The following is a 24,811-nucleotide window of genomic DNA, read 5'->3' as shown; positions in this document are numbered from 1 at the left end:
TAAAAGCGAAAACGTTTCCGATATGACAACGCTCGACGCATCGACAGAAACCGGCGAAACCGTTAAAATTCTGACCTACAACCTCAACGGCATCCGGTCGGCCCTCAGCAAAGGGCTGATCGAATGGCTGTCGCAAAATCCGTTCGACATCCTGTGTTTTCAGGAAGTGAAAGCCACGCACGACGTGGTGGATTTGCTGCCGTTCGAGGCCCTGGGCTACCGGTATCACTGGCATGCCGCCGAGAAAAAAGGCTACAGCGGGGTGGCGACGTTTTCGAAACTACCACCGGATCAGGTCATTATGGGGTGCGGAATCCCTGCCTACGACTGCGAAGGCCGGATTCTCCGCACCGACTTCGGCGATCTGACGTTGCTGAATTGCTATTTTCCGTCGGGCACCACCGGCGAAATCCGGCAAACCGTCAAGATGCAGTTTCTGGATGATTTTTTCGCGTATGTTCAGGAACTTCGGAAAACCCGGCCGAATGTGATCGTCGTCGGCGACTACAACATCGCGCACACGGCCATCGATATTCACGATCCGGTTCGGAACAAAACCTCCTCGGGTTTTTTGCCCGAAGAACGGGCGTGGCTGACCAGGTGGTTCGACAGCGGTTTTATCGACTCGTATCGCTACAAAAATCCCGACAAAATCGAATACAGCTGGTGGAGTTACCGCGCCGGTGCCCGCACCAGTAACAAAGGCTGGCGGATCGACTACATTTCCGTCAGCGACTGCTGCCAGGACCGCATTGTGGCCGCCGGACACCTTCCCAACGCCGTCCATTCCGACCACGGACCGGTTTGGCTGGAATTTGCACGATGAAAGAAATCTTCGACATTAATTCGATTTTCTTTACGGTACTCGGGTATCCGATGAGTTACCTCGAGTTTTTCGGAACGGTTACCGGGGCGGTGGCAACGGTGCTGTCGGCCCGGGCGCACCTCTGGAGCTGGCCGGTGGGTATGGTGAGCGTAATCATCTTTCTCTTTCTTTTTTACCAGATTCAACTGTATCCCGACATGTTTTTGCAGGTGTTCTTTTTCATCACCAACGCAATCGGGTGGTGGGAGTGGACGCACCCCAAAACCGGAGAAGAAGATCGCCGGAATGAGCTGAGAATTACGCCCTTATCGTCCAAAAGTTTCGCCTTTTTACTCGGAGCCGGGGTGTTGGCGACGGCGGTTCTGGGCACCATTGCCCGGAATCTGCACGAATGGTTTCCGGTGATGTTCAGCCTGCCGAGTGCCTACCCGTACCTCGATTCGTTTACGACCGTCATGAGCATCGTGGCAACGTTTCTGTTAATCCGGAAGAAGCTGGAATGCTGGTACGTCTGGCTGCTGGTCGATCTGATCAGTACCTACATGTACTTCACAAAAGGCGTAAAAGTGCTGGGCATCGAATACGGTTTTTATTGCCTGATTGCGTTTGTCGGGGCCTGGCACTGGACCCGCGAGTACCGGAGCTATACGACCACCACCGCATGAAAAAAGGATTGATTTTCGGGAAATTCATGCCGGTTCACCGGGGCCACATCGCGCTGATCGAGTTTGCTGCGGGCCAGTGCGACCACCTGATTGTTTCCATGAACTGCACGCCCGCCGATCCGATTGCCCCCGCGCTTCGGATGGAATGGCTGCGGGCGTTATTTGGCCATCGGAAGACCATTGAACTGGTGGCGGTTGTGGATGATTTTTCGGACGACAGCCTGCCGTTGTGGGAAGCTACCCGCTTGTGGAGCGATTTTATCAGACAGCGGTTTCCGGACATCGACGGTTTTTTCTGTTCCGAACCGTATGGCGAGCCGTTATCGCAGCACCTCGGATTGCCCTGCATCTGGTTTGATCCGGAGCGGCAACGGGTTCCGGTTTCGGCTACGCAAATCCGGCAGCATCCGGCCCGGTATTGGCAGTATATTCCCGAGGTGGTCAGGCCGTATTTCGTAAAAAAGATTTGCCTGTACGGTTCCGAAAGTGTCGGGAAAACCACCCTGGCGAAGCAACTGGCCGCGCATTACGAGACGGTTTTTGTTCAGGAGGTGGCCCGCGATCTGATTACGTCCAATGACCTGACGCCCGACGATTACGTGACGATCGGACACGCCCAGACGCAGGCGGTTCTGGATGCGACCAAAGTAGCCAACAAACTACTGATTTGCGATACCGATCTGATTACGACTGAGTTGTACGCGGATCACTATTTACAGGAAGTGCCTCCGGTTTTGTACGAGCTCGAAAAACAGATTACCTACGACCGGTATTTTCTGTTGAACATCGACGTTCCCTGGGTGGCCGACGGGTTGCGCGATCTGGGCCATCGCCGGGAAGAGATGTATACCCGCTTCAAAACCGCCCTGGCACAGCGAAACATTGATTACGTCGATGTGTCGGGCGATTGGGCCACCCGCTGGGCGATCGTGACGGGGGAAATTGACCGGTTACTCGCCTAACTTCAACCGGTCCGCCAGCTTAAAAACTTCTTTCAAACACTTCGCCGTCAATACCGCATCTTCGAGGGCGTTGTGAATGTCGGATTCGCGTTCGAAGCCGAAATGCCCGGCAATGTCCTTCAGGCTCAGCCGCTGCGGAACCGGTTTGCTGTTCTTTTTCAGAATCCGGAAGGCGAAATAACTCAGCGTGTGCAAATCGATTAAAGTTCGCGAATACGGCCATTTGAGTTTTTCCAGCCGATAGGCTTCTTTCAGAAAATTGATGTCGTTGATGACGCTCTGACCGCAGATAATGACATCCCGCAAATACGGATTGTTGTCCGTTGTCTTCTGGGTTTTCTGGATGCCCAACTGCTTGATAATCCACTCTTCCAGCTCGGGAAGCACATCATAAATCATCGGCGCATCTTCCAGATCGGCCAGCGACAGGTTGTGGATTTTCTCGGACGAACTCGAAAACGCTTCTTCGTTTTCGGGGTAGACGTTGGTCAGATACTGGCCTTTCTCAATCCAGTTGTCGTCAAAAAGAACGGCACCCACCTGAATAATTTCGTTCCAATCCGGCTCCGGGCCGGTCATTTCAAGGTCAAGGACTAAAAAAGGCATATGGTTTTATTTTAATCGGGGGTCGAATTGAATGGGTTCTAGGCTGACAATGTACAGCTTCTTATGTTCCGGGTGAAGCGGGTTGATCAGGTAATTGGATTCGGTAGGAGCGTGGATTGACGGGACGCGCATGAGCCAATACTGCCGTTTTTTGATCCACTCCTCCGTAATTTCAGCCAGGCTGAATGGTGCGGGGGTTAAATTCCAGTCATTGGGTAGTGAGTTGCGTTCTACAGCAAAAACGGAGGCCGAATTGGGGATTTCAAGCGTCACCAGTGAAATATCTTCGGGGAGACTTGTCCAGTTGGCCAAGGTTTCCAGCATAGTTAAGGATACATGCTCTGACGTATAAATGATGCGGGTTCCCACGTTATGCCAGCGACCGGAACGGTAGAGTCCGCCGGTTCCAGTTAAATCATCAGCATAAACCGTCGGAGCGATTCGGTATAAAAGCATACAATCGAGCCTGCGTTAGGAATAAATCCCGTATTTCATGCGTCCCAGAATTTCCAGAATTTGTGCTCTCCCAAATGCTGAGTCCAGCAAGTCCATGGGTTTTTCACCACCTAATGCGTAATTTTTGCTTTCCAGCCAAAATCGGAAATCTTCCGGTTTTTTGAATAGTTCTTTGCCGGTTTCAAAAACTTCAGAAAGCGAAATCGCTTTTTCCGTTTCATCTTGCGACAGCTTAGTGCCCGAGCGAATCCGGCGTTGGTAAGTGCTTTCCGAAATGGCGAGAATATGGCTCATCGTTTTATTCGTAAAACCCATATTTTTCTGAAGATGAGCAATGGATTCCATGGGTAATCCTTCCCGGACCATCTCCAGCAAATCAAGTTCGTGCCGAATCGAACGCTTCATAAGCTGTTCTCCTCCCAAAGCCGTCACAATTTGTTTTACCGATACCTGCATGGTTATTTGATTATCCTGATCCTGTCATTTGACAACATCCTGACAAATATATAAATTCCATTCGTATCTATTGGCTTGTGTTCTACCTTTGCCACCGGAAGCGCCGGGCAAAACCCTCCGGCATCTTTAGTCTCAAGTCTAACGTCTATTGTCTCAAAATGGAATACCGGATTGAAAAAGACACGATGGGCCAGGTTCAGGTACCGGCCGATGTGTATTGGGGCGCACAAACCCAGCGTTCGATTGACAACTTTAAAATTGCTCAAGACATCAATAAAATGCCCCGCGAGATCATCCGGGCGTTTGCGTATCTGAAAAAAGCCGCAGCTCTCACCAACCTCGATGCGGGCGTATTGTCGCAGGAGAAATCGGACCTGATCGGGCGGGCCTGCGACGAAATTCTGGAAGGAAAACTGGACAGCCAGTTTCCGCTGGTGGTCTGGCAAACCGGCTCCGGCACGCAGTCGAATATGAACGTCAACGAGGTGGTGGCCTACCGCGCCCACGTGTTGCAGGGCGGCCAGCTAACCGACGAAAAGAAAGCGCTGCATCCGAACGACGACGTCAACAAGTCGCAATCGTCGAACGATACGTTTCCGACGGCGATGCACATTGCGGCCTACAAAATCCTGATCGAAGTCACGATTCCGGGCATTGAAAAACTGCGCGATACGCTGGATGCGAAGGCGAAAGAGTTCAAAAACGTCGTAAAAATCGGCCGCACGCACTTTATGGATGCCACGCCCTTGACGGTCGGACAGGAATTTTCGGGTTACGTTTCGCAATTGACCCACGGTTTACGGGCCATTAAAAACACGCTGGCGCACCTGAGCGAACTCGCCCTGGGCGGAACCGCCGTCGGTACGGGCATCAACACGCCCCCGAATTATTCCGAAAATGTCGCTAAACACATCGCGGCTCTGACCGGTTTGCCGTTCATCACGGCTGAGAATAAATTCGAAGCCCTGGCGGCCCACGACGCCATTGTGGAAGCCCACGGTGCGCTAAAAACCGTAGCGGCCAGTCTGATGAAAATCGGAAACGACATTCGGATGTTGTCTTCGGGACCGCGCGCGGGTATTGGCGAAATCTTCATTCCCGACAACGAACCCGGTTCGTCCATTATGCCGGGCAAAGTGAATCCGACGCAGTGTGAAGCCATGACGATGGTGGCGGCTCAGGTGTTTGGCAACGACGTCGCGATCAACATCGGCGGCTCGATGGGCCATTTTGAACTGAACGTTTTCAAACCGGTCATGATTTATAACTTCCTGCATTCGGCGCGGCTGATCGGCGATGTTTGTGTGTCATTCAACGACAAATGCGCCGTTGGCATCCGTCCGATTGAAGGAAATATCCGCAAACACGTCAACAACTCGCTGATGCTGGTGACGGCTTTGAACACCAAAATCGGCTATTACAAAGCCGCCGAAATTGCCCAAACGGCTCACCGTGAAGGAAGTACACTAAAAGAAACCGCCATCAAACTGGGCTACCTCACCGAAGACGAATTCAACGAGTGGGTGAAACCGGAAGATATGGTGGGTGACATAAACGTATAAGCAGTCAACACACCTGTCAGGTTTTAAAACCTGACAGGTATTTGCACACACTGTGTTCCGGCGGGCGGCTTAGGGGGAGTGCGATATTGACCTGACCCTATACAAACACCGTCTGAAGTTGCAGACGGTGTTTGTATAAAATGCTACGCGGTTATTCCACCACAATGACGGGTGGCAGGGTCCGCAATTCTTCTTCGTTTGATAGCTCCTTCTTCTTCTCCGTTTTAGCTCTCGGTTGCCGTTTCATCGTAATGTCGTATAAATCCGTCCGGCGGTCTTTCAGAATCTGAACCGAACCTTGCTCGTGAAGTTCGGTCAGCAACGATAAATCGACATCCGTAATGAGCACCATTTCGGTGTTCGGCGTCGACTCGGCCTTGATGGCGTTGTTGGGGAACTGGAAGTCGGAGGGTGTAAATACGGCCGACTGGGCATAATGAATATCCATATTGGCCACGCGGGGCAGGTTGCCAACGCAGCCCGAAATAGCCACGTAGCACTCGTTTTCAATGGCCCGCGCCATGGCACAATTCCGCACGCGGGTGTAACCGTTTTGCGTGTCGGTCAGGAACGGCACAAACAAAATCTGCATACCCTGATCGGCCAGAATTCGACTCAGTTCCGGGAATTCGACGTCGTAACAAATCAACAGGCCAATCTTTCCGCAGTCGGTATCGAACGTCCGGATTTCGTTGCCACCAATCATCCCGTAGTGACGTACTTCATTGGGCGTAATGTGAATTTTCCGATATTCCTCAAATGATCCATCCCGCCGGTACAGGTAAGCGACGTTGTATAACTTTCCTTCCTCAACGAGTGGCATACTCCCGCCAACAATGTTGACATTGTACGAAATAGCCAGTTCTGACAGCCTTTGCCGTACTTCGTGGGTGACATCGGCCAGCTTGCGAATGGCAACCGGTGTGGGCAGATCGTTGAAATCCGCCATCAGTGGTGTATTGAAGAATTCCGGGAGAACCAAAAAGTCTGCTTTATAGTCACTAACGGCATCCGCAAAATATTCTACCTGTTCGAGCAGGGCCTGCATGTTGGGAAAAAGCCGCATCTGCCACTGCACGACACCCAGCCGGATGATGGAATCCGTATGCGGTTTTTTCTTCTTTTCATCGACGTAATAGATGTTGTTCCACTCCAGCAAGGTCGCATATTCCAGCGATTCACTGTCGCCGGGTAAATAACCGCGCAGAACTTTCTTGACGTGGAAATCATTCGAAAGCTGAAACGTCAGGGTCGGATCGTAAATTTCCTTTTGTTTCACCTTGGCGATGTATTCCCGGGGTGACATTTCGCCGGCATATTTGACGTAATTCGGGATGCGCCCGCCCGCCATGATGCCTTTCAGGTTTAGCGATTCGCAAAGTTCCTTGCGGGCGTCGTACAACCGCCGACCCAGCCGCAAATCCCGGTATTCCGGATGGACGAACAATTCGATGCCATACAACCAGTTTCCTTTCGGATTGTGCGTATCGAACGTGTAATTACCGGTTATTTCTTCATACGTGTGATTGTCGCCAAAATCGCTGTATTTCACACGAATCGCCAGCGAACAAGCCACGACTTTGCCGTTGACCTCCACACAGAACTGCCCTTCCGGGAAAATTTTCAGCAATTTATCAATGAGATTTTTTTCCCAATAATCCCCGCCAATCCCGCTGTAGACCTCAATCATGGCCTCTTTCAGGTCGGCGTAATCGGATTTCTGTAATGTTCTGGTTTGAATATGCATAGCGAGGTTGTATTGTATAGGTGTTTCGCGGAGTTGAGCGGAGAAACGGAGAGTTGAGCGGATTTTTTTCTTACTTTTCTCTGCTAAACTCCCCATTTCTCCGCTCAACTCCGCGAAACAACCCCTTCTTTTAATTTGAGTTCAAGATTTTCTAAATGCTCGTCCGTAAAGTCCAGGTGCGTTACGAAGCGGACCAGATGCCGGCCGAATGGAACCGCCAGAATCCCTTTCCGGGCCAATTGGTCAACGTAATCAGCGGCTAAGATGTTCTGATTCAGTCGAAAAATAACAATATTGGTATCAATGGGATAAATTTCCTCGACTTCCGGTAAGTGCTCTAGCATCTGGCCGATCTTCCGGGCGCGGGCGTGGTCGAGTTTCAGGCGGTTGACGTGGTGATCGAGGGCATAGATGCCCGCAGCGGCCAAATAACCAGCCTGCCGCCACCCGCCACCCATCAGTTTGCGGTAGCGCCGGGCCTGCTTGATAAAATCCGCTTTTCCCAGCAGCAGCGACCCAACCGGACAGCCCAGCCCTTTGGACAGACAGATGCTGATGGAATCAAACAACGTTCCGTAGGCTTCCGGGCTTTCGCCGGTTTCGATCAGCGCATTGAACAGCCGCGCACCGTCCAGATGCAGCCTCAAACCGTGGTCGTCGCACACCTGCCGGATGGCGGCAATTTCCGGAATCGTGTAATAAGAGCCACCCCCTTTGTTGACGGTATTTTCCAGACACACCAGCCGCGAGATGGGCTTGTGCAGATCGTCGGGCTGAATATGGTCGAGGACGAGATCCGCCGTCAGTTTGCCGCGTTCGCCGTGCACCAGATTCACCGACGCCAGGGCGTTGACGGCAATTCCCCCACCTTCGTAGAGGTAAACGTGCGAAAGCTGATCGCAGATCACATCGTCGCCGGGACGGGTATGGGTCCGAATGGCCAGCTGGTTCGTCATGGTACCGGACGTACAGAACAGAGCCGCTTCCATGCCGAACAGGCGGGCGGCTTTTTCTTCCAGGGCCAGCACCGTGGGGTCGTCGCCTAAAACATCGTCGCCCACTTCGGCCGTAAACATGGCTTCCAGCATCGCCGGAGTGGGTTTCGTAACGGTATCGCTTCGTAAGTCAATTGACATAGCCAGTACTTCACGTTAGATTGACACAAAGGTCGCAAAGAAAACAAAAAAGCCGTCCCCTAAAAAGGAGACGGCTTTCCAAACAGTAACAACAAATACTACTCTACTCTCACTTATGGTTAATTACCTTAAAAGTTTTTCGAGATGCCAAACCCGGCACCACTACCGAAATTAAAATTGACATCCGTCGTACTTTTCGAGGCTCCTTTTACTTTTTGTGATGCAAAACTCAACCCGCCGAAGCTGAAGTTCAATGCAAATCCATTTTTCATATTAACACCAATTGCGGGGAATAAAGTGCCTCCGAACCCGCTCATTTTAAGGTCGCCCGCTTTCCCGGATAAATAATCCGCGTTAAATTGCCCATATACGGCAAAAATATCGGAAAGTGGCATGGCGTAACGAACGAATGGCCCAACACCAAATGTCGATGTTTTAACACCTGAAAAATCTTTCCCGGTTTTGGTTGCCAGTGTCAAACCCGTGGTCCAATGGTCATTGAATTGATACCCCACCGCGGGCGAGAAATTGAAAGTGGAAGTTTTTGTGCCGGATGAAAGCTTTTGCGATTCGGCATTGATTGATCCATAGACTAAAACGGTATTTTTCTGGGCATAAACGCTGGCCATGCTCAGGGCTGAAACCAGCAAACTCATCACTACTTTTTTCATTTTCTTGTGTCTGGTTGTAAAGTGATCTCCATTTTTTGGAGGGTTTACGTTGAGACGTAGAAAAATTTAAAAGTTACACCTTTTGCAGAAAAACGGGTCAGAAGGCTTGAAAACGATATATACGGATCGTTGCAAGGCTGAGTGTAAGTCTGTTTGCCGGGCCACTAAACCAGCCCGGGAGTTAGTTGCATGATTCTGGAAATTCTTCTAAATCATGGATGATACAAAGCGTAGTACAATAAAAAAGAATACCGTGCGCAGTCTGTCGATGGGAATCGGTAACGTCAGGGCTGGAGTAACGACGGTTCCCGCAAAACCACCCGACAATTGCGCGCGGAAGCTTCGGATTTCAAAACGCCAGGGAAAGATGATAAAATTTAGTAAAAAGAAGTAGAAAATGGGGTCATAATCGGTGGATGGAGAATGACTTTTTCGGTCGATGCTATTTTTAATATTTCTTGCGGTAGTCCGGGCTGACCAGGCGATTGTATTCGGGATGGCTTTTGATATAATTGGCTACGAATGAGCACGATGGAATCATTTTTAGATTATACTTCTCGATGTATTCAAACGTACCTTTTACCAACCGCGATCCAATTCCGTTGCCTTCCTGTTTCGTCGGAACTTCCGTGTGCGTCAACACCAGCGTCTGGTCATCTTTGGGCGTATAGGCAATGAACGAGAGCCTGCCATTGATTTCGAGTTCAAAGCGGTTTTCAGCCCGATTGATGGAAACCGCCATTTCCTTAGTTTTCATGATGAGGGTTGTTAGGTTTTGTACGTAGGTAACCATCGAAGAATAGATATGTTAAAATTCAACGGTATTTTATGAGAAAAATAATGCCATTTATCGAATTATGCCACCAGCACTTCCGAATCGCTTGTCAAAATCAACGGTTTTCCTGAAATTAACGCCCCTGAAGCCAGTTTCCGCTGGCTTCAGGGGCGTTAACAATCAACGAAAAAAGCAAACGATCGGTGCCGATCCGCAAATGCCATTACCTGGGGCCATTCGCAAGGTGACTGGTCTGAATGGCACCAAATGCGTAGGGGCATTGCCCAGGGTGGGGCTGGCACGGTTCATCCGGTGGCTTCTGGAAGCGGATACTTCTGCCGCATTCATTGTTTGAAAAAGTCGTTATACCTTAAGCAGTTTCAAAACGAGTTCGATTATGCGATTCAAAACCATACTTCCTCTGGTAGTTATTTTGTGGGTGGCAACAGCTTCCCGTCGAACGGTTCCTTCGCTGGCGGGGTCCTGGCGGCTGGTGGATAGTGGGGGTGCTTCGGTGGCGTTTGTGCTTTCGGATGGGTATATGATGGGTGCTTATCACGAAGACGGCCGGTTTCTTGGCGCGCAGGGTGGCCCTTACCAAACCGATGGGAAACAACTCAAAATCACCTACGAATTCAATACGGAAGACAGTACGCAGGTGGGAACAACCCAGACGCTGACCATTGAATCGTTCAGGGATAACCGCCTGGTTTTGAACACAGATGGCGAAACTGATACCTACGAGCGTACGGACACGCCCACGGCCCAAACGCCTTTAGCCGGTTTGTGGCGGATTACGGGCAATATCGATGAGAACGGGCAGGTGAAAACCCGGCAGCGAACCGCCCGGAAAACCCTGAAACTCCTGACCGGAAACCGCTTTCAGTGGGCCGCTATCAACCCGGAAACGAAGCAATTTTCGGGAACAGCCGGAGGAACGTATACCTTCGCTGATGGGAAATACACCGAAAAACTGGAATTCTTTTCCCGCGACAACAACCGCGTGGGTCGAACACTGCAATTTGACGGCGAACTGAAAGGAAACGACTGGTATCACCGCGGCCAAAGTTCGACGGGCGGGAAGGTGAGTGAAGTTTGGAGCCGGGAAAAATAAGCTTACCTTGGTCCGGAATGCCATTTCGTTCCGTATTTACTGAAAATTACCTGCTATGTTTTTGATTGATGCCCACCTGGATATTTCCCTGAATGCCATTGAATGGAACCGCGATTACCGGCTGCCGGCCCACGAAATTCGGGAACTGGAAGCCGGGATGACCGATAAAATCGACCGCGCAAAAGGCACGGTTTCGCTCCCTGACCTCCGGCGCGGTGCCATTGGCCTGGTGGTTGCCACGCAGATTGCCCGCTTTAATCAGAGCAACGGAAATCTGCCCGGTGCAGGCTGGAATTCGCCCCACCAGGCCTGGGCCATGACGCAGGCTCAACGCGCTTGGTATGAAGCCATGCAGGATGCGGGCGAGATGATCCAGATTCGCGATCTGGCCGGTTTGGACCAACACGTTGCGCTGTGGCTCGATGATTCGATTCCGAATGAACAAAAACCGGTCGGTTACATCCTGAGTCTGGAAGGAGCGGATTCGCTGGTGAATTTAACGTATCTGGAAAAAGCGTACGCGTATGGGCTGCGGGCCCTGGGACCGGCGCATTACAGTACGGGGCGGTATGCACCCGGAACCGGTTTGAGCGGCCCCTTGACGCCCCTGGGCCGGGAACTGGTGCTGGAAATGGATCGGCTGGGGATTATTCTGGACGCGACTCACCTGACCGATGAAGGGTTTTCGGAAGCGCTTGCGCTTTACAAAGGTCCGGTTTGGGCCAGTCACCACAATTGCCGGACGCTCGTGCCGCACCAGCGTCAGCTTTCCGACGATCAGATCCGGCAACTGGCCGAGCGCGGTGGCGTCATCGGCGGATGCTTCGACGCCTGGATGATGAAACCCGGTTTTACGCAACGAACCAGCAATCCGGCGGATTTTGACATCACCATCGAAACCATCATCGACCATTACGATCACATTTGCCAGCTAACGGGTAGCAGCGAGCACATCGCCATTGGGAGTGATCTGGATGGTACCTACGGAACCGAACAGTCACCCACCGACCTGGACACCATTGCCGATTTGCAGAAATTGACGGGTTTATTGGCCGCCAGAGGATATTCACCCGGCGACATCGAAAATATTTTCTATAAAAACTGGCTGCGGTTTCTGCGGAAAGCGTGGAGTCGCCCCCGGTAACATCAGGCTCCCTGCCGGGGTTGTCGCCCTCGGGTCACCATCAGCCGGATGAAGAATATGATGACCACCAAAACCAGAAAAGCGGCAATCAGCGGGAGAAATACGGCGACGAGCGACAGTCCGAATGATGCGACATTTTCGGCACTGGCAATAACCGGGTTGCCTAAACCGCCCGTGGTGGCCGTAGAGCCGATGCGCAGCAGGCTGGTTCCGGCCTGAATTAAACCGGCCGTGCCACCGCCCGCGATCAGGCCAAGTCCCCATTTTAACATGGGAACATCGATGTCGACAAAAGACGTCGTCAGAATGGTTCCGGCAACGAAAGCAATGGGCGTGGCTACGGTGTCCAGCGCATTGTCGAGCCACGGAATGTAATAAGCGCCAATCTCGATGATGGTGGCCGTTGCCAGTAAAAAAACGGCCGTCCAGCTACTCATCCATTCAAAACCGGGTGTTACGGCAATCCAACCCACCTTGATCGCTAAACTGGCTACCAGCAGGGGGACAAAAATTCGAAAGCCGCAGCAGGCACTCAAGGCAATTCCGAGACAAAGACTAAGTAACCATTCCATAAAGAAGCATAAATCAATTCGAGCATGAAAGATAGGTGACGAGCGACAATAGACAAGCCTAAACCGGAAAATCTATTTAAATCACCGTGAATCGAAACCGGGTAGTGATTGTAAACGGGTACGCAGATCAGACCGATTGCCTGAATTTATTCGGCTGAAGAATCCATTGTGATCGGTTCAAGCCGCTTCATGAAGGTTCCCGTCCCGTTGGAAAGTTTAAACCGCTTAAGCGTATAATCTCAGGAATTCCGTATTTTTCGAACGAAAATGTTCTTATTCCCAAACCTTTCATGAACCGTCGTCAGACCCTTGCTGCCATAGCCGCCACGACTGGTGGAGCCGCTATGTCGCCCTCAACGCTGTTAGCAACTACACCGGTAAGCCTGGTAAAAGATCCCCCACCATTTACATTCGCCCTGAATGTGAGCACCATACGCGGGCAGAACCTCGGTTTTGTAAAGGAATTGGAAGTGGCTTCCAAAGCCGGATTTCGTTCCGTCGAAATCTGGATGAACTCCTTTCAGGAATACCTGAAAACGCATACCGTTGCCGATGTTCGTAACTTGCTGGGTGATCTGGGCTTGAAAGTGGAGAATGCCATCGGGTTTGCGCAGTGGATTGTGGATGACGAAACCACCCGCACGAAGGGGGTCGAACAACTCCGGCAGGAAATGGAATTGCTGGCCCAAATTGGCTGTAAGCGCACCGCTGCCCCGCCGATGGGTGCCACTCAGCAACCCGGTCTGGATTTGAATAAAGCCGCCGAACGGTACCGCACCATCCTCGAACTGGGCGACAAAACCGGCGTTGTTCCGCAACTTGAATTGTGGGGCGGTTCTAAAAACCTGAACAAACTGAGCGAGGTGATGTACGTCGCCATTCAGAGCGGTCATCCGTCGGCGCGGGTTTTACTGGATATTTATCACCTCTACAAAGGAGGAACCAGCCCGGCCAGTCTACCGCTGGTGGGCAAACCCGGTATCGAGGTTTTTCACCTGAACGATTACCCGACCAATCCGCCCCGCGAAACCATCGTCGATGCCGACCGCATTTATCCCGGCGACGGAGTTGGGCCGGTTCACGAAACGCTCAGGCAGTTGAAAACACCCGGCAAAACCATTGTGTTGTCGCTGGAATTGTTCAACAAAACCTACTACGCGCAGGACGCACTGGCGGTGGCGAAAACCGGCCTGGAAAAAATGAAAAAAGTAGCCGAAGGAGTTTAAAAGTTGTTTCGCGGAGGTACGCGGAGAAAATGGAGTTGAGCGGAGACTTTCTTAAAAAACTCCGCTCAACTCCATTTTCTCCGCGTACCTCCGCGAAACAGCCCGTCCGTCAATGCGAGTCCCGTTTCACAACCGGTCCGGAGCTGCCTTGCAGGAAATCAAAATCGGCGCCTTCGTGGGCTTGTAAAACGTGGTGAATGTACATGCGCGTATACCCACGTTCGTACCCCAGGTCGATGGGTTGAAAATGCGTCAGCCGTTCGGCCAGTTCTTCTTTTTCAACGTGCAGATGCAGCAGGCGTTGTTCGACGTCGAGCGTAATCAGATCGCCATCGCGGACAAGCGCCAGATTACCGCCGATGGCGGCTTCCGGAGAAACGTGTAAGACCACCGTGCCGAAGCCGGTACCGCTCATGCGTCCGTCCGAAATCCGCACCATATCGTGAACGCCCAACGCCAGAATTTTGGCCGGAAGTTGCATATTGCCTACTTCGGGCATACCGGGATAGCCCTTTGGTCCGACGTTTTTCAGCACCAGCACACACGACGGATCAACGTCCAGGTCCGGGTCATCGATGCGCTTTTTGTAGTCGTCGATGTTCTCGAAAACCACCGCCCGACCGGTGTGCTGCATGAGTTCGGGGGAGGCTGCCGACGGTTTTAAAACCGCCCCGTTGGGGCACAGATTTCCCTTCAGAATGGCAACCCCCGACTCCGGTTTGAAGGGCTCGGCCACCGAGGCAATGACATCCCGGTTGTAACATTCGGCGTTTAAACTATTTTCGCCCAGCGTACGGCCATTGATGGTCATGGCATCATTGTGTAAAAATTGTTGCAGCTCTTTGATAATCGCGGGCAAGCCCCCGGCATAGAACAGGTCCTCCACAAAATGCTCACCCGACGGTTGCAAATTGGCTAATAACGGGATTTTCGCCGATAGGTTATCAAAGTCATCGATCGACAGCGGTACGCCCATCCGCCCCGCAATGGCCGTCAGGTGAATGATGAAGTTAGTCGAACCTCCCAATGCGGCATTGACCATGATGGCATTTTCGAACGCCTGACGCGTCAGAATCTTCGAGGGCCGGATGTCCTGCCTCACCAGTTCGACGGCCTGCATGCCTGCCATGTGGGCCAGCACTTTCCGGCGCGAATCGGCGGCCGGAATCGTGGCATTATCGGGTAAGGCCAGCCCCAGCGACTCGACCATGGCGGCCATCGTGGAAGCCGTTCCCATTACGGCGCAGTGGCCCTGGCTACGGGCCATACAGGCTTCGGCGGCTACAAATTCTTCCTGCGACATTTCTCCCTTTTTGTTCGCTTCGGCAAACCGCCAGAGGTCGGATGTGCCAATGTTGCGGCCCTTGTATTTTCCGGCCAGCATGGGCCCGCCCGATACGACGAGCGTTGGTATATCGACACTACAGGCACCCATAACGAGCGAAGGGGTGGTTTTATCGCAGCCGCACAGCAGCACGACGGCATCCATTGAGTTGCCCCGAATCGATTCTTCCACGTCCATGCTGGCGAGGTTTCGGAACAGCATGGTGGTTGGCTTCATCTGGCATTCCCCGAGCGACATCACCGGGAATTCGAGCGGAAAACCGCCCGCTTCCCACACGCCCCGCTTGACGGCTTCGGCCAGGTCGCGGAAGTGCGCATTGCAGGGCGTTAGTTCCGAAAAGGTATTGCAAATGCCAATAACCGGCTTACTTTCAAACAAATGGTGTGGAAAACCCTGGTTTTTCATCCAGGCACGGTAGATAAAACCGTCTTTGCCCGTGCGGCCAAACCATTCTTGAGAACGAAGATACATGTTGAGATTCGTAGTTAGTGAGTAAAGGAATTTGTGGCTTTTGGGAATTAAATATAGGGTCGTTTGCCCGTTTTGGGCAGTAAGTTAGAAAGTTTTTGGTAAATGAATGCCTCCGCTCATTTCATCGATAATGTTTAATATCTTCGCAAAGCAGACTCAATCGTTTTATGGCATGAACTCACCCGTCACTTGCTTTCTGATCGACGACGACGAAGACGATCAGGAATTGTTTACACTGGCATTGAAAAAAGTAGATCCGAGATTGACCTGTGTGGTGGCCGATGACTGCGGTGAGGCCCTGCAAAAGCTTCGACAGGAGGATGCTTTTATGCCCGAATATATTTTTCTGGATTTGAATATGCCCCGGATGCACGGGAAACAGTGCCTGATGGAGTTGAAAAAAATAGCCCGTATCGAGCACATTCCCATTATTATTTATTCGACCTCCTCAGAACAGAAGGATATTCTGGAAACCAAAGCGTTGGGTGCCACTGATTTTTTGACCAAACCCCCGCTTATTTCAACCCTTACCAACCGACTTGCCAAACTGATTCTCGACAGACCGATGGCCTGAGTGTAACTTTCATGGAAACCATACCCCTTCAAAAAACGTATCAATTCCTCGCGGGTGCGGGCGAAATGGGACAGTTGATCCGCTCGCGTGACTGGTCGAAAAGTCGGTTGGGGTCTATCGAAAACTGGCCGCAAAGCCTGCGGACCACCCTGAGCATCCTGTTGCACTCCAAATTCCCCATGTTTCTGTTTTGGGGACCGGACCTGATTAGTTTTTATAACGACGCCTACCGCCCCAGCCTGGGCGTCGACGGCAAACATCCCGACGCGTTGGGCGAAAAAGGAGAAACGATCTGGCCCGAAATCTGGTCCGACATAAAACCGCTCATCGATCAGGTGATGGCGGGTGGTGAGGCCTCCTGGAGTGAGGATCAACTGCTTCCGATCTACCGCAATGGCAAGATTGAAGATGTGTACTGGACGTTCAGTTACAGTCCGGTGCACGATGAGTCGGGACATGTGGGTGGCGTGTTCGTTACCTGTTCCGAAACGACCGGAAAAGTAGTTAACCTGCGGAAAATCGAGGAAAGTAAAGACCAGTTGCAGTTTGCCATCGATGCGGCTGATTTAGGAACCTGGGATCTGGATCCGGCCACAAACCGCTTTACCGGCAACGACCGGCTAAAAACCTGGTTCGGGTTGTCTCTTCTGGGCGAAATTGATTTAACGATGGCGATCAACGCCCTTGTCGAAAAAGACCGGCAACGCGTAACGGAAGCAATTCAAACCGCGCTGCAGATTGAGTCCGGGGGGAATTATGACATCGAATTTACCATCGATCAACGGCCGGATCAGCGGGAAAGGGTTGTTCATGCGAAGGGGAAGGCGTTTTTTAATGAAACCGGAAAGGCTTACCGCTTCAATGGTACTTTGCAGGACATAACCGATGAAGTTCGCGCCCGCGAAGAACAGCAAAAATTGCTGACACTGGTTGAAAACAGCGTCGATCTGATGTCTATTCTGCGGTTAGACGGTAAAAATTCGTACATCAACAAAGCCGGTAAAGAATTGCTCGGCATCGAAGAGGAGCAGGAAGTTTCGCTGATTCCGATCTCGGAGTTGCACACGCCGGAGCAGTTTGAATTTGTGCGTACCGAAATTATTCCATCGGTTATGGAAAAAGGCCGGTGGTCAGGCTCGTTTGCCGCCCGGAACATAAAGACCGGCGAAACCATTCCGCTCTACAACAACTGCCTCCGGATCGACGACCAGAGCACGGGTTTGCCCATGGCGATCGGGGCTGTCATGCGGGATTTGCGGCCCGAAATGGCGGTGCAGAAAGCCCTGGAAGAAAGCAAGGAGCGGTTTCGGTTGCTGGCCGATTTCATGCCCCAGTTTGTGTGGGCCTCCGACCCTTCCGGAACGCTGAATTATTTTAACCGGGCGGTTTATGACTATGCGGGCTTGTCGACTGAGGAGGTTGAGAATAATGACTGGATCAAAATTGTGCATCCGGACGACCGCCTGGCGAATGTCGACGCCTGGCTGAAAAGCGTGGAAACAGGCGTGGATTTTGTTTTTCAGCACCGGTTTCGCCGGCACGATGGGGTATACCGCTGGCAACTCAGTCGCGCCGTACCGATGAAAGACAGCGAGGGCACCATTCAATGGTGGATTGGTACGAGTACGGATATCGACGACCAGAAAAAAATGTCGGATGAACTGGAACGCATGGTGCAGCAACGAACCCGGGAACTGCACAACAGCAATCAGGAATTGATCAAAACCAACCACGAACTCGAACAATTTGCCTACATCGCCAGCCACGACCTTCAGGAACCTCTGCGCAAAATTCAGTCTTTTTCGGAGCTGCTGCAACTCAGTTTGAACGATGAAGCCGTGGCCGGTCAGTATCTGGAAAAAATCAGTACATCGGCGCAGCGAATGGCAGATTTGATCAAATCGGTGCTCAATTATTCGCGGTTATCCAATACCGCCGACCGGTTTGTGGAGACAGATCTCAATCAAATTCTGGAGAATGTTGAATCTGATTTTGAACTGTTGATTGAACAGAAACAGGCAACCATCCGGCGCAGCCCATTGCCGGTTATCGAAGGTATCCCGATGCATTTAAGCCAGCTTTTTTCGAATTTAATCGGAAATGCACTCAAATTTTCGGTAAAAAATCCAATCGTCGACATTTCTTCGCAGCTTCTTTTGCCCGAAGAAGTTGCTCCGTTACGCGTCCTGAATCCGGATTTTACGTACGTTTATATTCAATTTAAAGACAATGGTATTGGCTTCGAGCCGGAATATTCCGAGCGGGTATTTACCATCTTTCAGCGATTGAACCACCGGAAATCCTACAGCGGAACCGGTATCGGACTGGCGCTCTGCCGTAAAATTGTGGAGAGCCACGGCGGTATGATCCGAGCCGAAAGCGAACTAAATAAAGGAGCCACATTCCATATTTATTTACCGGTAAAGCGGTAATTAAATAACGGCTATTGAATCAGTTCCTTGATTTTAGCCGTCAGATCTTCCCCGCGTAAATTCCGGGCAACAATTTTTCCGTTGGGATCAATCAATAAATTGGCGGGCACGCTGTTGATGCCATATTGCTGCGCCACTTCGTTTTTCCAGCCTTTCAAATCACTCACGTGCGACCAGGTTAATTGATCTTTCCGGATGGCATTGAGCCAGTTCTGGCGGTTGTTATCGAGCGAAACGGAAAATATGGTGAAGTTTTTATCTTTAAACGTTTTGAAGGTTTCGACCAGATTCGGATTTTCTTCCCGGCAGGGACCGCACCAACTGGCCCAGAAGTCCACCAGAACGTATTTTCCTTTAAATGACGAGAGTTTTACCAGGTGTCCCAGCGTATCGGTCTGGGCAAATTCCGGTGCCGTTTTTCCAATATTCAGGCGGCTCATCGCGTCGATCTGCTGCCGGAAGTAGGTAGCCTGTAAGGTCTTTCCGATGTCGGTCTTCTCCATGAGCGTCAACAGACTATCGGCTCCCGCAACATCGCCCAGGCTAATGAGCACGCTTAAAACATTGACACCAACGGCGGAAGCAGCATACGTTGCGATGATTTTCTTTACCCGCAAGCGTTCCTGCGCTATTGCTAGTTCCCGGTCTTTAATGGCGGCCTGCATCGCTTTCCCATCGTTGATCGCACGCGCATTCGTATAATTTAGTTCGGCCCTTTTATAGCGATTGGCAATGGACGTATCCATCATCATTTGCTGGATTTTCTGCCGGATCGTTTCTTCTTTCGAACCGGTTATTTTAACGGCCCAAAGCGAATCAGCGTTGCCCGTAATGGTAATTGGGGAGTTCTCCAAAAAGAAATAGTGCGGACTGGTTTTACCCGCTACCCGAAGGCTGAAAAAAGTAGCTTCATCTAGTTTTCCTCTGAAATTAAATTGCCCTTTGGCGTTGGCCGTCGTGGTATCCGATTGCTGCCGGGATTTGTAAAAAGAGTTTTCCGTTAAAATAATTTTCCGGTTGGCGGCATTTTTTAAATAACCGGAAATTGTATATCCCCCCGGAACCGCTTGCGGTGTTGTTTTCTTGGCGGGTTTTGATTGCGAAAAACCGGTCAAAACCAGGAAGAATAGACTAAAACTCGCGAACAGGAATTTCATAATCTGTAGATTTTAGTGAGATCCGGTCGTTCGACATCAGGTGATGAAATCCAGCCGATAAACCTGGATTCGTCACCTCCGGGATCAATTGCTGACATAAAGATAGCTGATTCTGGCAGTAGTTCATCCACTTTTCACATTCCCGTCCAGCGGGTCAAATCAAAACCGCTTCAAGTTTTACGCCCAGGCAGGAGCCGGAATCGATAGAATGACGCACTAAAAAATAGCGGAAAAGTTATAGTAAGGCTAGTGAAATTTTTAGCCTTATTACTATGAATTTTCCAAGAAGTGCTTGTTTGTCTGCTGTTTAGTTGATAGATTTACAATACGAACTACACCGGCACCGAGGCTGCCATATTCTATTTATCCAAAAATTGCCTCCCGTCAGTATCGCCGAAGAAATAGCGGCTGACCCCAAAATCCAAAAACAAACAAATTCATTTCAGCAGTTGGTCGGGGCGTCATTCGCCTTGTCCGGCATTCGGGTTTGGCCGACGCTGCAACACCTTTTAAATCTCTTGCCATGCATCGCTTTTCCGTTATATATCAATTCAAAAAACAGTACTACCACATTTTTTGTGAAACTCATTCGGAAGCCGATACGGTTTTGCGCAAACTATTCACGAAGAAAAAGAAAATTCCCGTTGGTATTTACGACGCCAAAACGGAGCTGTTTTTTTGGGAGCCCATCCGGCAGCAAAAGTTCGACCGATTGACGCTCGAAGAACAGGGGCGGGTTGGCAACGAAATCATCACCATTGCGCAGACCTTGCGCAGCAACGACGACCATTGGAAACCCACTGAAGCGGAGCTTTTGCCCGACATTCTTCAACGGCCCGTTTTTATGATGCATGATTGATGGGCCGCAGGTCTGGCTCGAAAAGTCGATCTGATTTCGAACTCCTTTGGGGGTCCGTTGGTTAAAAATCACAAAACCCAAGTTGTCATGCAAAATCTGTTTAGCCCACTAACCATCCGCAGTGTCCAGTTTAAGAATCGGATTGCCGTTTCGCCCATGTGTCAGTATTCGAGTGAAGACGGTTTTGCCAACGACTGGCATCTGGTTCATTTGGGCAGCCGCGCCGTTGGCGGAGCCGGTTTGGTCATAACGGAAGCAACGGCGGTTTCGCCGGAAGGCCGGATTTCGCCCGACGATCTGGGCATCTGGAAAGATGAGCATCTGGTTAATCTGAAGCGCATTGCCGCCTTTATTGAAGCACACGGTGCCGTTCCCGGTATGCAACTGGCACATGCCGGTCGGAAGGCGAGCCACAACCGGCCGTGGGATGGCGGCAAGTTTATTGCGCCGGATGCCGAGCGCGGCTGGCAAACCGTGGCTCCCAGCCCGGTTCCGTTTATCCCTGCCGAGCCCGTTCCGCGGGAGTTGACAGCCGAAGAAATCGAAAAAGTGATTGGCGATTTTGTTGCGGCAAGCCGCCGGGCGGCCGAAGCCGGGTTTAAAGTGATTGAACTTCATGCGGCCCACGGGTATCTGATCCACGAATTTCTGTCGCCACTGAGTAATCGGCGGACCGATCACTACGGCGGTTCTTTCGAAAACCGCATCCGGTTTTTGCTCGAAATCCTTGAACGTGTACAGACCGTCTGGCCCGCAGACTATCCACTATTGGTTCGTATTTCGGCCACCGACTGGAGCGAGGGCGGCTGGACAGCGGACGATGCCGTGGCGCTTTCGGCCATCTTAAAAGATAAAGGCGTTGACCTGATCGACTGTTCGACGGGTGGCAATGTGGCTGGTGCCCGCATTCCGCTCGGACCCGGTTATCAGGTGCAGTTTGCCGAAAAAGTTAAGAAAGAAACCGGGATTTTGACCGGAGCCGTTGGTTTGATCACCACGCCGGAACAGGCCAACGAAATCATCGTCAGTGGGCAGGCGGATCTGGTGTTGCTGGCCCGCGAATTTTTGCGCGATCCGTATTTTCCGTTTCATGCCGCCCAAAAACTGGGGGCTGAAGTTGAATGGCCGGCTCAGTATGTCCGGGCGAAGTAAGGAAGATTTAGGGTAAAAAAATACCGCCTGTCCGTTGAAGAATCGGGAAATACGTTTCCAATCAGCCAACGACAGGCAGTATTTTTTTGTCTATTAAGCGTTGACGACCGTTTAACTGCTGACAGGTCAACGGTTGTTACAGCGATTCCCGCAACAGAGCCTCCAGATCCAGCGGTCGCGTATACATTTCCAGTGAACCGTCGGGTTTCTGCGGCCATGCCTGACGCGGCCGGTCCCAGTACAGTTCGACGCCGTTCTGGTCGGGGTCATTCAGGTAAATAGCTTCCGAAACCCCGTGATCGGAAGCGCCCGTAATGGCATATTTTGCCTCGACCAAACGCCGGAAAGCGACGGACAAATCCCGGCGAGTCGGATACAGAATGGCGGTATGAAACAACCCGGCACTGCGAACGGGTGCCGGTGGCGCATCTTTGCTATACCAGGTGTTGAGGCCAATGTGGTGGTGATAGCCGCCCGCGGAAATGAAAGCCGCGTCTTTGCCGTAGGTGGTGATGAGCGTAAAACCCAACAAATCGCAGTAAAAACCCAGCGCCCGCTCGAGGTTGGCTACTTTCAAATGTATGTGCCCGATGCGGGTGTTGTCAGGGATTGTGTAGGCCATAGACGTACGTGGTTGGAATACGAAAGAAATGAGTGGGCCGTAACCGTCTATTGACTGGGTTGCGGATACGTGAGTAACACCTGAACGGTTACAAAAAGTTGGCCTACATGCCGCTGGGTATGTTCGGCCGCGTGAAAAAGGAGCCCGAGCACCGTCGATGGCAGTTGCGCGCGGCCCACACCCCGAAAATCAGTCAGGGTTTGTTCATCGGTCGTAGCCAATTGATCGAGGGCCTGATCCACCTGGTTGTCAAACCGGTTCAGCAACGTCTGAACAGCATTTTCTGTATCAAACGATTTGCCTTCGGCCGCCAGCCAGTCGCGCTGGTTTTGCGACAACGCTTCCCCTTTGGCGTAGGTAAACAAACGATCCAGCACGCCCGTCAGGTGCTGTAAGTGAAAGCCAACGGAAGCCACGCCCGCCGGTTTTTGCCAGAGGTAGCGGCTTGGAAAATTAGTCATCAACGCATTAACTTCTTCGCGGGCCTGTAACAGCGCATGGGCGACGGGTTGCAGCAGGGGAGGAATACCGGCAACGGGTCCGCGCTGCCACACTTCAGGTTTAGAATTTGACATACTTCAGGAGTTGTTGAGTGGATCGTGGTAAGCAATTGGATTCGTTTATAGCGGCCAAAATCCCGCCCAATGCTGGTTCCAATCGGAACCACCGGCATTTAGAAATGAAAACAATTCTTGAGAATTTCGGCAATTTAAGCGAATCAGCGGAAAAGAAGAAGGGCCATGAAAAAGGAAATTGCCCGGTTTTCAGGTAAAATCTGACGGACCGGTTGCTGTTTTTCATCGGCGGTATTGCACGATCTGACGCCTTGTTTTCCCGGACGAAAACCGGCTGACGATCCTGAATCTTCACCAACGTGACGTTGCCCCCGGGCCCGCTGCTTTTTCGTATCCCTGATGCGCCGACAACGATCTTCCTCTATAGAATTTGCTTTAATGCCTACAAAAGTGTTATATTGACCAAAATCTTCTACTTAACCTACCGTTTTTTAGCTTGAAATTCTCAGACTTTGGCTTCGATGATCGCTTGATGGAAGGCATCGATGCCATGAATTACGATACACCAACTCTTGTACAGGAACAAGTCATTCCACTTATACTGGCTGGTAAAGACCTGATCGTTTCGGCACAAACCGGTACCGGAAAAACGGCATCGTACCTGCTGCCCATTCTTCACAAGATCACCTCTGCCGGTTCCGACGATAACATCAAGGCACTGGTGATTGTACCTACCCGTGAACTGGCGATTCAGATTGCCCAGAACCTCGAAGGCTTTTCCTATTTTACCTCCGTCAGCTCCATTGCGGTGTATGGCGGGGGCGATGGCGCTTCATACAGCACCGAACGGCAGGCGCTGTCGGGCGGAGCCGACATTGTGATCTGCACGCCCGGTCGGATGATCAGTCACCTGAACATGGGGTATGCCAAAATCGATAAGCTCCAGTACCTGATTCTGGATGAAGCCGACCGCATGCTGGACATGGGTTTTTACGGCGACATTGTAAAAATTATTTCGTATCTGCCCGCCAAACGGCAGAGTTTACTGCTGTCGGCCACCATGCCGCCCAAGATTCGGGAACTGGCGCGCAAGATTCTGCACGACCCGGAAGAAATTACACTGGCGTTGTCGAAACCACCGGCCAAAATTGTTCAGGAAGCATTTGTGGTTTACCAGAAACAAAAAATCGCGCTGGTCAAGTACTTGCTGAAGGAGCACAATTTCCCGTCCGTATTGATTTTCTGTTCCCGGAAAGAAAACGTCAAGCAACTTGCCCGGGAACTGAAACAGGCCGGTTTTGCCGCGGAAGCGATTCACTCCGACCTGGAGCAGAATGAACGCGAGCAGGTTTTATTGGCTTTCAGAAGTCGCAAATTAAAGATTCTGGTAGCCACCGATATTCTTTCGCGCGGTATTGACATCGACAACATCGATCTGGTGATCAATTACGATGTTCCTCACGATGGTGAAGATTACGTCCACCGGATTGGCCGGACGGCCCGTGCCGAAACCACCGGTATTGCCTACACGTTTATCAGCGAAACCGAGCAGCGGAAATTTGCCGCGATCGAGCGGCTGTTGGGCACGCCGGTAACTAAAGTTCCGCTTCCGGCCCATCTGGGTGAAACGATGGAATACAACCCGGCGAAAAGTGCCGCTTTCCCGCAGCGCAAAAGACGCCCCGGCCCCCGGAAAGGACCGTCGAACCGCCCAAAAGGCAGCGGAAGAGCCGATCGACCAGCCTGACGTCGTACGCACGGACTTT

Annotated in this window: 24 protein-coding genes; 12 read left to right on the top strand and 12 right to left on the bottom strand. The window is 51.5% G+C overall.

The genetic code is table 11. From position 1 onward, the window contains the following. Nucleotides 1-22: 22 nt before the first annotated feature. From EHT87_RS08280 to EHT87_RS08270, 3 genes are read left to right on the top strand one after another with little or no spacing between them, the layout of a single operon-like run. Entirely contained in the window at nucleotides 23-826 is an 804-nt protein-coding gene (locus tag EHT87_RS08280; protein WP_124905667.1) for an exodeoxyribonuclease III, read from the top strand. After that, nucleotides 823-1,491 (top strand): nicotinamide riboside transporter PnuC, encoded by a 669-nt coding sequence (gene pnuC, locus EHT87_RS08275; protein ID WP_124905665.1) that lies wholly within the window; start codon nucleotides 823-825, stop codon nucleotides 1,489-1,491. The genes EHT87_RS08280 and pnuC overlap by 4 nt, the downstream gene beginning before the upstream one ends. Beyond that, the gene (locus tag EHT87_RS08270; RefSeq protein WP_124905663.1) at nucleotides 1,488-2,453 is read left to right on the top strand and encodes an AAA family ATPase; all 966 of its coding nucleotides are present in this window, start codon (nucleotides 1,488-1,490) and stop codon (nucleotides 2,451-2,453) included. The genes pnuC and EHT87_RS08270 overlap by 4 nt, the downstream gene beginning before the upstream one ends. On the opposite strand, the gene EHT87_RS08265 is transcribed toward EHT87_RS08270, so the two are convergent. The 3 genes from EHT87_RS08265 to EHT87_RS08255 are packed head-to-tail and all read right to left on the bottom strand — an operon-like array spanning nucleotide 2,442 to nucleotide 3,971. Next, the gene (locus tag EHT87_RS08265; protein WP_124905661.1) at nucleotides 2,442-3,059 is read right to left on the bottom strand and encodes a 3'-5' exonuclease; all 618 of its coding nucleotides are present in this window, start codon (nucleotides 3,057-3,059) and stop codon (nucleotides 2,442-2,444) included. The genes EHT87_RS08270 and EHT87_RS08265 overlap by 12 nt on opposite strands. A 6-nt stretch (nucleotides 3,060-3,065) precedes the next feature. After that, the gene (locus EHT87_RS08260; RefSeq protein ID WP_124905659.1) at nucleotides 3,066-3,515 is read right to left on the bottom strand and encodes an RES family NAD+ phosphorylase; all 450 of its coding nucleotides are present in this window, start codon (nucleotides 3,513-3,515) and stop codon (nucleotides 3,066-3,068) included. 15 nt (nucleotides 3,516-3,530) lie between these two features. Further along, complete coding sequence (locus tag EHT87_RS08255; RefSeq protein ID WP_124905657.1) at nucleotides 3,531-3,971, bottom strand: Xre family toxin-antitoxin system antitoxin; 441 nt, start codon at nucleotides 3,969-3,971, stop codon at nucleotides 3,531-3,533. 158 nt (nucleotides 3,972-4,129) lie between these two features. Between EHT87_RS08255 and fumC the strand changes: the two genes are divergently transcribed. Further along, nucleotides 4,130-5,533, top strand: a complete 1,404-nt coding sequence (fumC, locus tag EHT87_RS08250) for a class II fumarate hydratase (RefSeq protein ID WP_124905655.1) — start codon at nucleotides 4,130-4,132, stop codon at nucleotides 5,531-5,533. 151 nt (nucleotides 5,534-5,684) lie between these two features. Here the strand turns inward: fumC and EHT87_RS08245 are convergent, their stop codons facing one another. From EHT87_RS08245 to EHT87_RS08230, 4 genes are all read right to left on the bottom strand, one after another. Further along, entirely contained in the window at nucleotides 5,685-7,280 is a 1,596-nt protein-coding gene (locus EHT87_RS08245; RefSeq protein ID WP_124905653.1) for a bifunctional GNAT family N-acetyltransferase/carbon-nitrogen hydrolase family protein, read from the bottom strand. 104 nt (nucleotides 7,281-7,384) lie between these two features. Continuing rightward, on the bottom strand, nucleotides 7,385-8,416 hold the full coding sequence (locus EHT87_RS08240) for a threonine aldolase family protein (RefSeq protein ID WP_124905651.1): 1,032 nt from the start codon (nucleotides 8,414-8,416) through the stop codon (nucleotides 7,385-7,387). Nucleotides 8,417-8,544: 128 nt separating this feature from the next. After that, nucleotides 8,545-9,087: an outer membrane beta-barrel protein gene (locus EHT87_RS08235; RefSeq protein WP_124905649.1), complete on the bottom strand. Its 543-nt coding sequence runs from the start codon at nucleotides 9,085-9,087 to the stop codon at nucleotides 8,545-8,547. 448 nt (nucleotides 9,088-9,535) lie between these two features. Further along, the gene (locus EHT87_RS08230) at nucleotides 9,536-9,844 is read right to left on the bottom strand and encodes a GNAT family N-acetyltransferase (protein WP_124905647.1); all 309 of its coding nucleotides are present in this window, start codon (nucleotides 9,842-9,844) and stop codon (nucleotides 9,536-9,538) included. Nucleotides 9,845-10,259: 415 nt separating this feature from the next. Between EHT87_RS08230 and EHT87_RS08225 the strand changes: the two genes are divergently transcribed. Beyond that, nucleotides 10,260-10,976 (top strand): membrane or secreted protein, encoded by a 717-nt coding sequence (locus tag EHT87_RS08225; protein ID WP_124905645.1) that lies wholly within the window; start codon nucleotides 10,260-10,262, stop codon nucleotides 10,974-10,976. A gap of 55 nt (nucleotides 10,977-11,031) precedes the next feature. Beyond that, on the top strand, nucleotides 11,032-12,120 hold the full coding sequence (locus EHT87_RS08220) for a dipeptidase (RefSeq protein ID WP_124905643.1): 1,089 nt from the start codon (nucleotides 11,032-11,034) through the stop codon (nucleotides 12,118-12,120). Nucleotides 12,121-12,122: 2 nt separating this feature from the next. Here the strand turns inward: EHT87_RS08220 and EHT87_RS08215 are convergent, their stop codons facing one another. Beyond that, a complete protein-coding gene (locus tag EHT87_RS08215) occupies nucleotides 12,123-12,692 on the bottom strand; it encodes a DUF4126 domain-containing protein (RefSeq protein ID WP_124905641.1) in 570 nt (189 codons plus the stop codon). 290 nt (nucleotides 12,693-12,982) lie between these two features. On the opposite strand from EHT87_RS08215, the gene EHT87_RS08210 reads away from it, so the two are divergent. Beyond that, the gene (locus EHT87_RS08210) at nucleotides 12,983-13,918 is read left to right on the top strand and encodes a sugar phosphate isomerase/epimerase family protein (RefSeq protein ID WP_124905639.1); all 936 of its coding nucleotides are present in this window, start codon (nucleotides 12,983-12,985) and stop codon (nucleotides 13,916-13,918) included. 109 nt (nucleotides 13,919-14,027) lie between these two features. Here the strand turns inward: EHT87_RS08210 and EHT87_RS08205 are convergent, their stop codons facing one another. Beyond that, entirely contained in the window at nucleotides 14,028-15,734 is a 1,707-nt protein-coding gene (locus tag EHT87_RS08205; RefSeq protein WP_124905637.1) for an IlvD/Edd family dehydratase, read from the bottom strand. Nucleotides 15,735-15,906: 172 nt separating this feature from the next. Between EHT87_RS08205 and EHT87_RS08200 the strand changes: the two genes are divergently transcribed. Then, nucleotides 15,907-16,308 carry a response regulator gene (locus EHT87_RS08200; RefSeq protein ID WP_124905635.1) on the top strand — a complete coding sequence of 134 codons (402 nt, stop codon included), beginning with the start codon at nucleotides 15,907-15,909 and terminating at the stop codon, nucleotides 16,306-16,308. A gap of 11 nt (nucleotides 16,309-16,319) precedes the next feature. Then, the gene (locus EHT87_RS08195) at nucleotides 16,320-18,740 is read left to right on the top strand and encodes a PAS domain-containing sensor histidine kinase (protein ID WP_124905633.1); all 2,421 of its coding nucleotides are present in this window, start codon (nucleotides 16,320-16,322) and stop codon (nucleotides 18,738-18,740) included. Between the two features lie 11 nt (nucleotides 18,741-18,751). On the opposite strand, the gene EHT87_RS08190 is transcribed toward EHT87_RS08195, so the two are convergent. Beyond that, entirely contained in the window at nucleotides 18,752-19,897 is a 1,146-nt protein-coding gene (locus EHT87_RS08190) for a TlpA disulfide reductase family protein (RefSeq protein WP_124905631.1), read from the bottom strand. A 523-nt stretch (nucleotides 19,898-20,420) separates the two neighbouring features. Here EHT87_RS08190 and EHT87_RS08185 point away from each other — a divergent pair. Further along, entirely contained in the window at nucleotides 20,421-20,756 is a 336-nt protein-coding gene (locus EHT87_RS08185; protein ID WP_185716161.1) for a hypothetical protein, read from the top strand. Between the two features lie 87 nt (nucleotides 20,757-20,843). Then, the gene (namA, locus tag EHT87_RS08180; protein WP_124905629.1) at nucleotides 20,844-21,908 is read left to right on the top strand and encodes an NADPH dehydrogenase NamA; all 1,065 of its coding nucleotides are present in this window, start codon (nucleotides 20,844-20,846) and stop codon (nucleotides 21,906-21,908) included. 136 nt (nucleotides 21,909-22,044) lie between these two features. On the opposite strand, the gene EHT87_RS08175 is transcribed toward namA, so the two are convergent. Next, on the bottom strand, nucleotides 22,045-22,530 hold the full coding sequence (locus EHT87_RS08175) for a VOC family protein (protein WP_124905627.1): 486 nt from the start codon (nucleotides 22,528-22,530) through the stop codon (nucleotides 22,045-22,047). A 47-nt stretch (nucleotides 22,531-22,577) separates the two neighbouring features. Continuing rightward, a complete protein-coding gene (locus EHT87_RS08170) occupies nucleotides 22,578-23,105 on the bottom strand; it encodes a DinB family protein (protein WP_124905625.1) in 528 nt (175 codons plus the stop codon). A gap of 436 nt (nucleotides 23,106-23,541) precedes the next feature. Between EHT87_RS08170 and EHT87_RS08165 the strand changes: the two genes are divergently transcribed. Continuing rightward, entirely contained in the window at nucleotides 23,542-24,792 is a 1,251-nt protein-coding gene (locus EHT87_RS08165) for a DEAD/DEAH box helicase (RefSeq protein ID WP_124905623.1), read from the top strand. Nucleotides 24,793-24,811: the final 19 nt, after the last annotated feature.

It is taken from the genome of Larkinella knui (assembly GCF_003858645.1).
Lineage (GTDB): Bacteria > Bacteroidota > Bacteroidia > Cytophagales > Spirosomataceae > Larkinella > Larkinella knui.
Note: the sequence above shows the minus strand (reverse complement) of the source record. Positions and strands in the feature narration are given on the sequence as shown.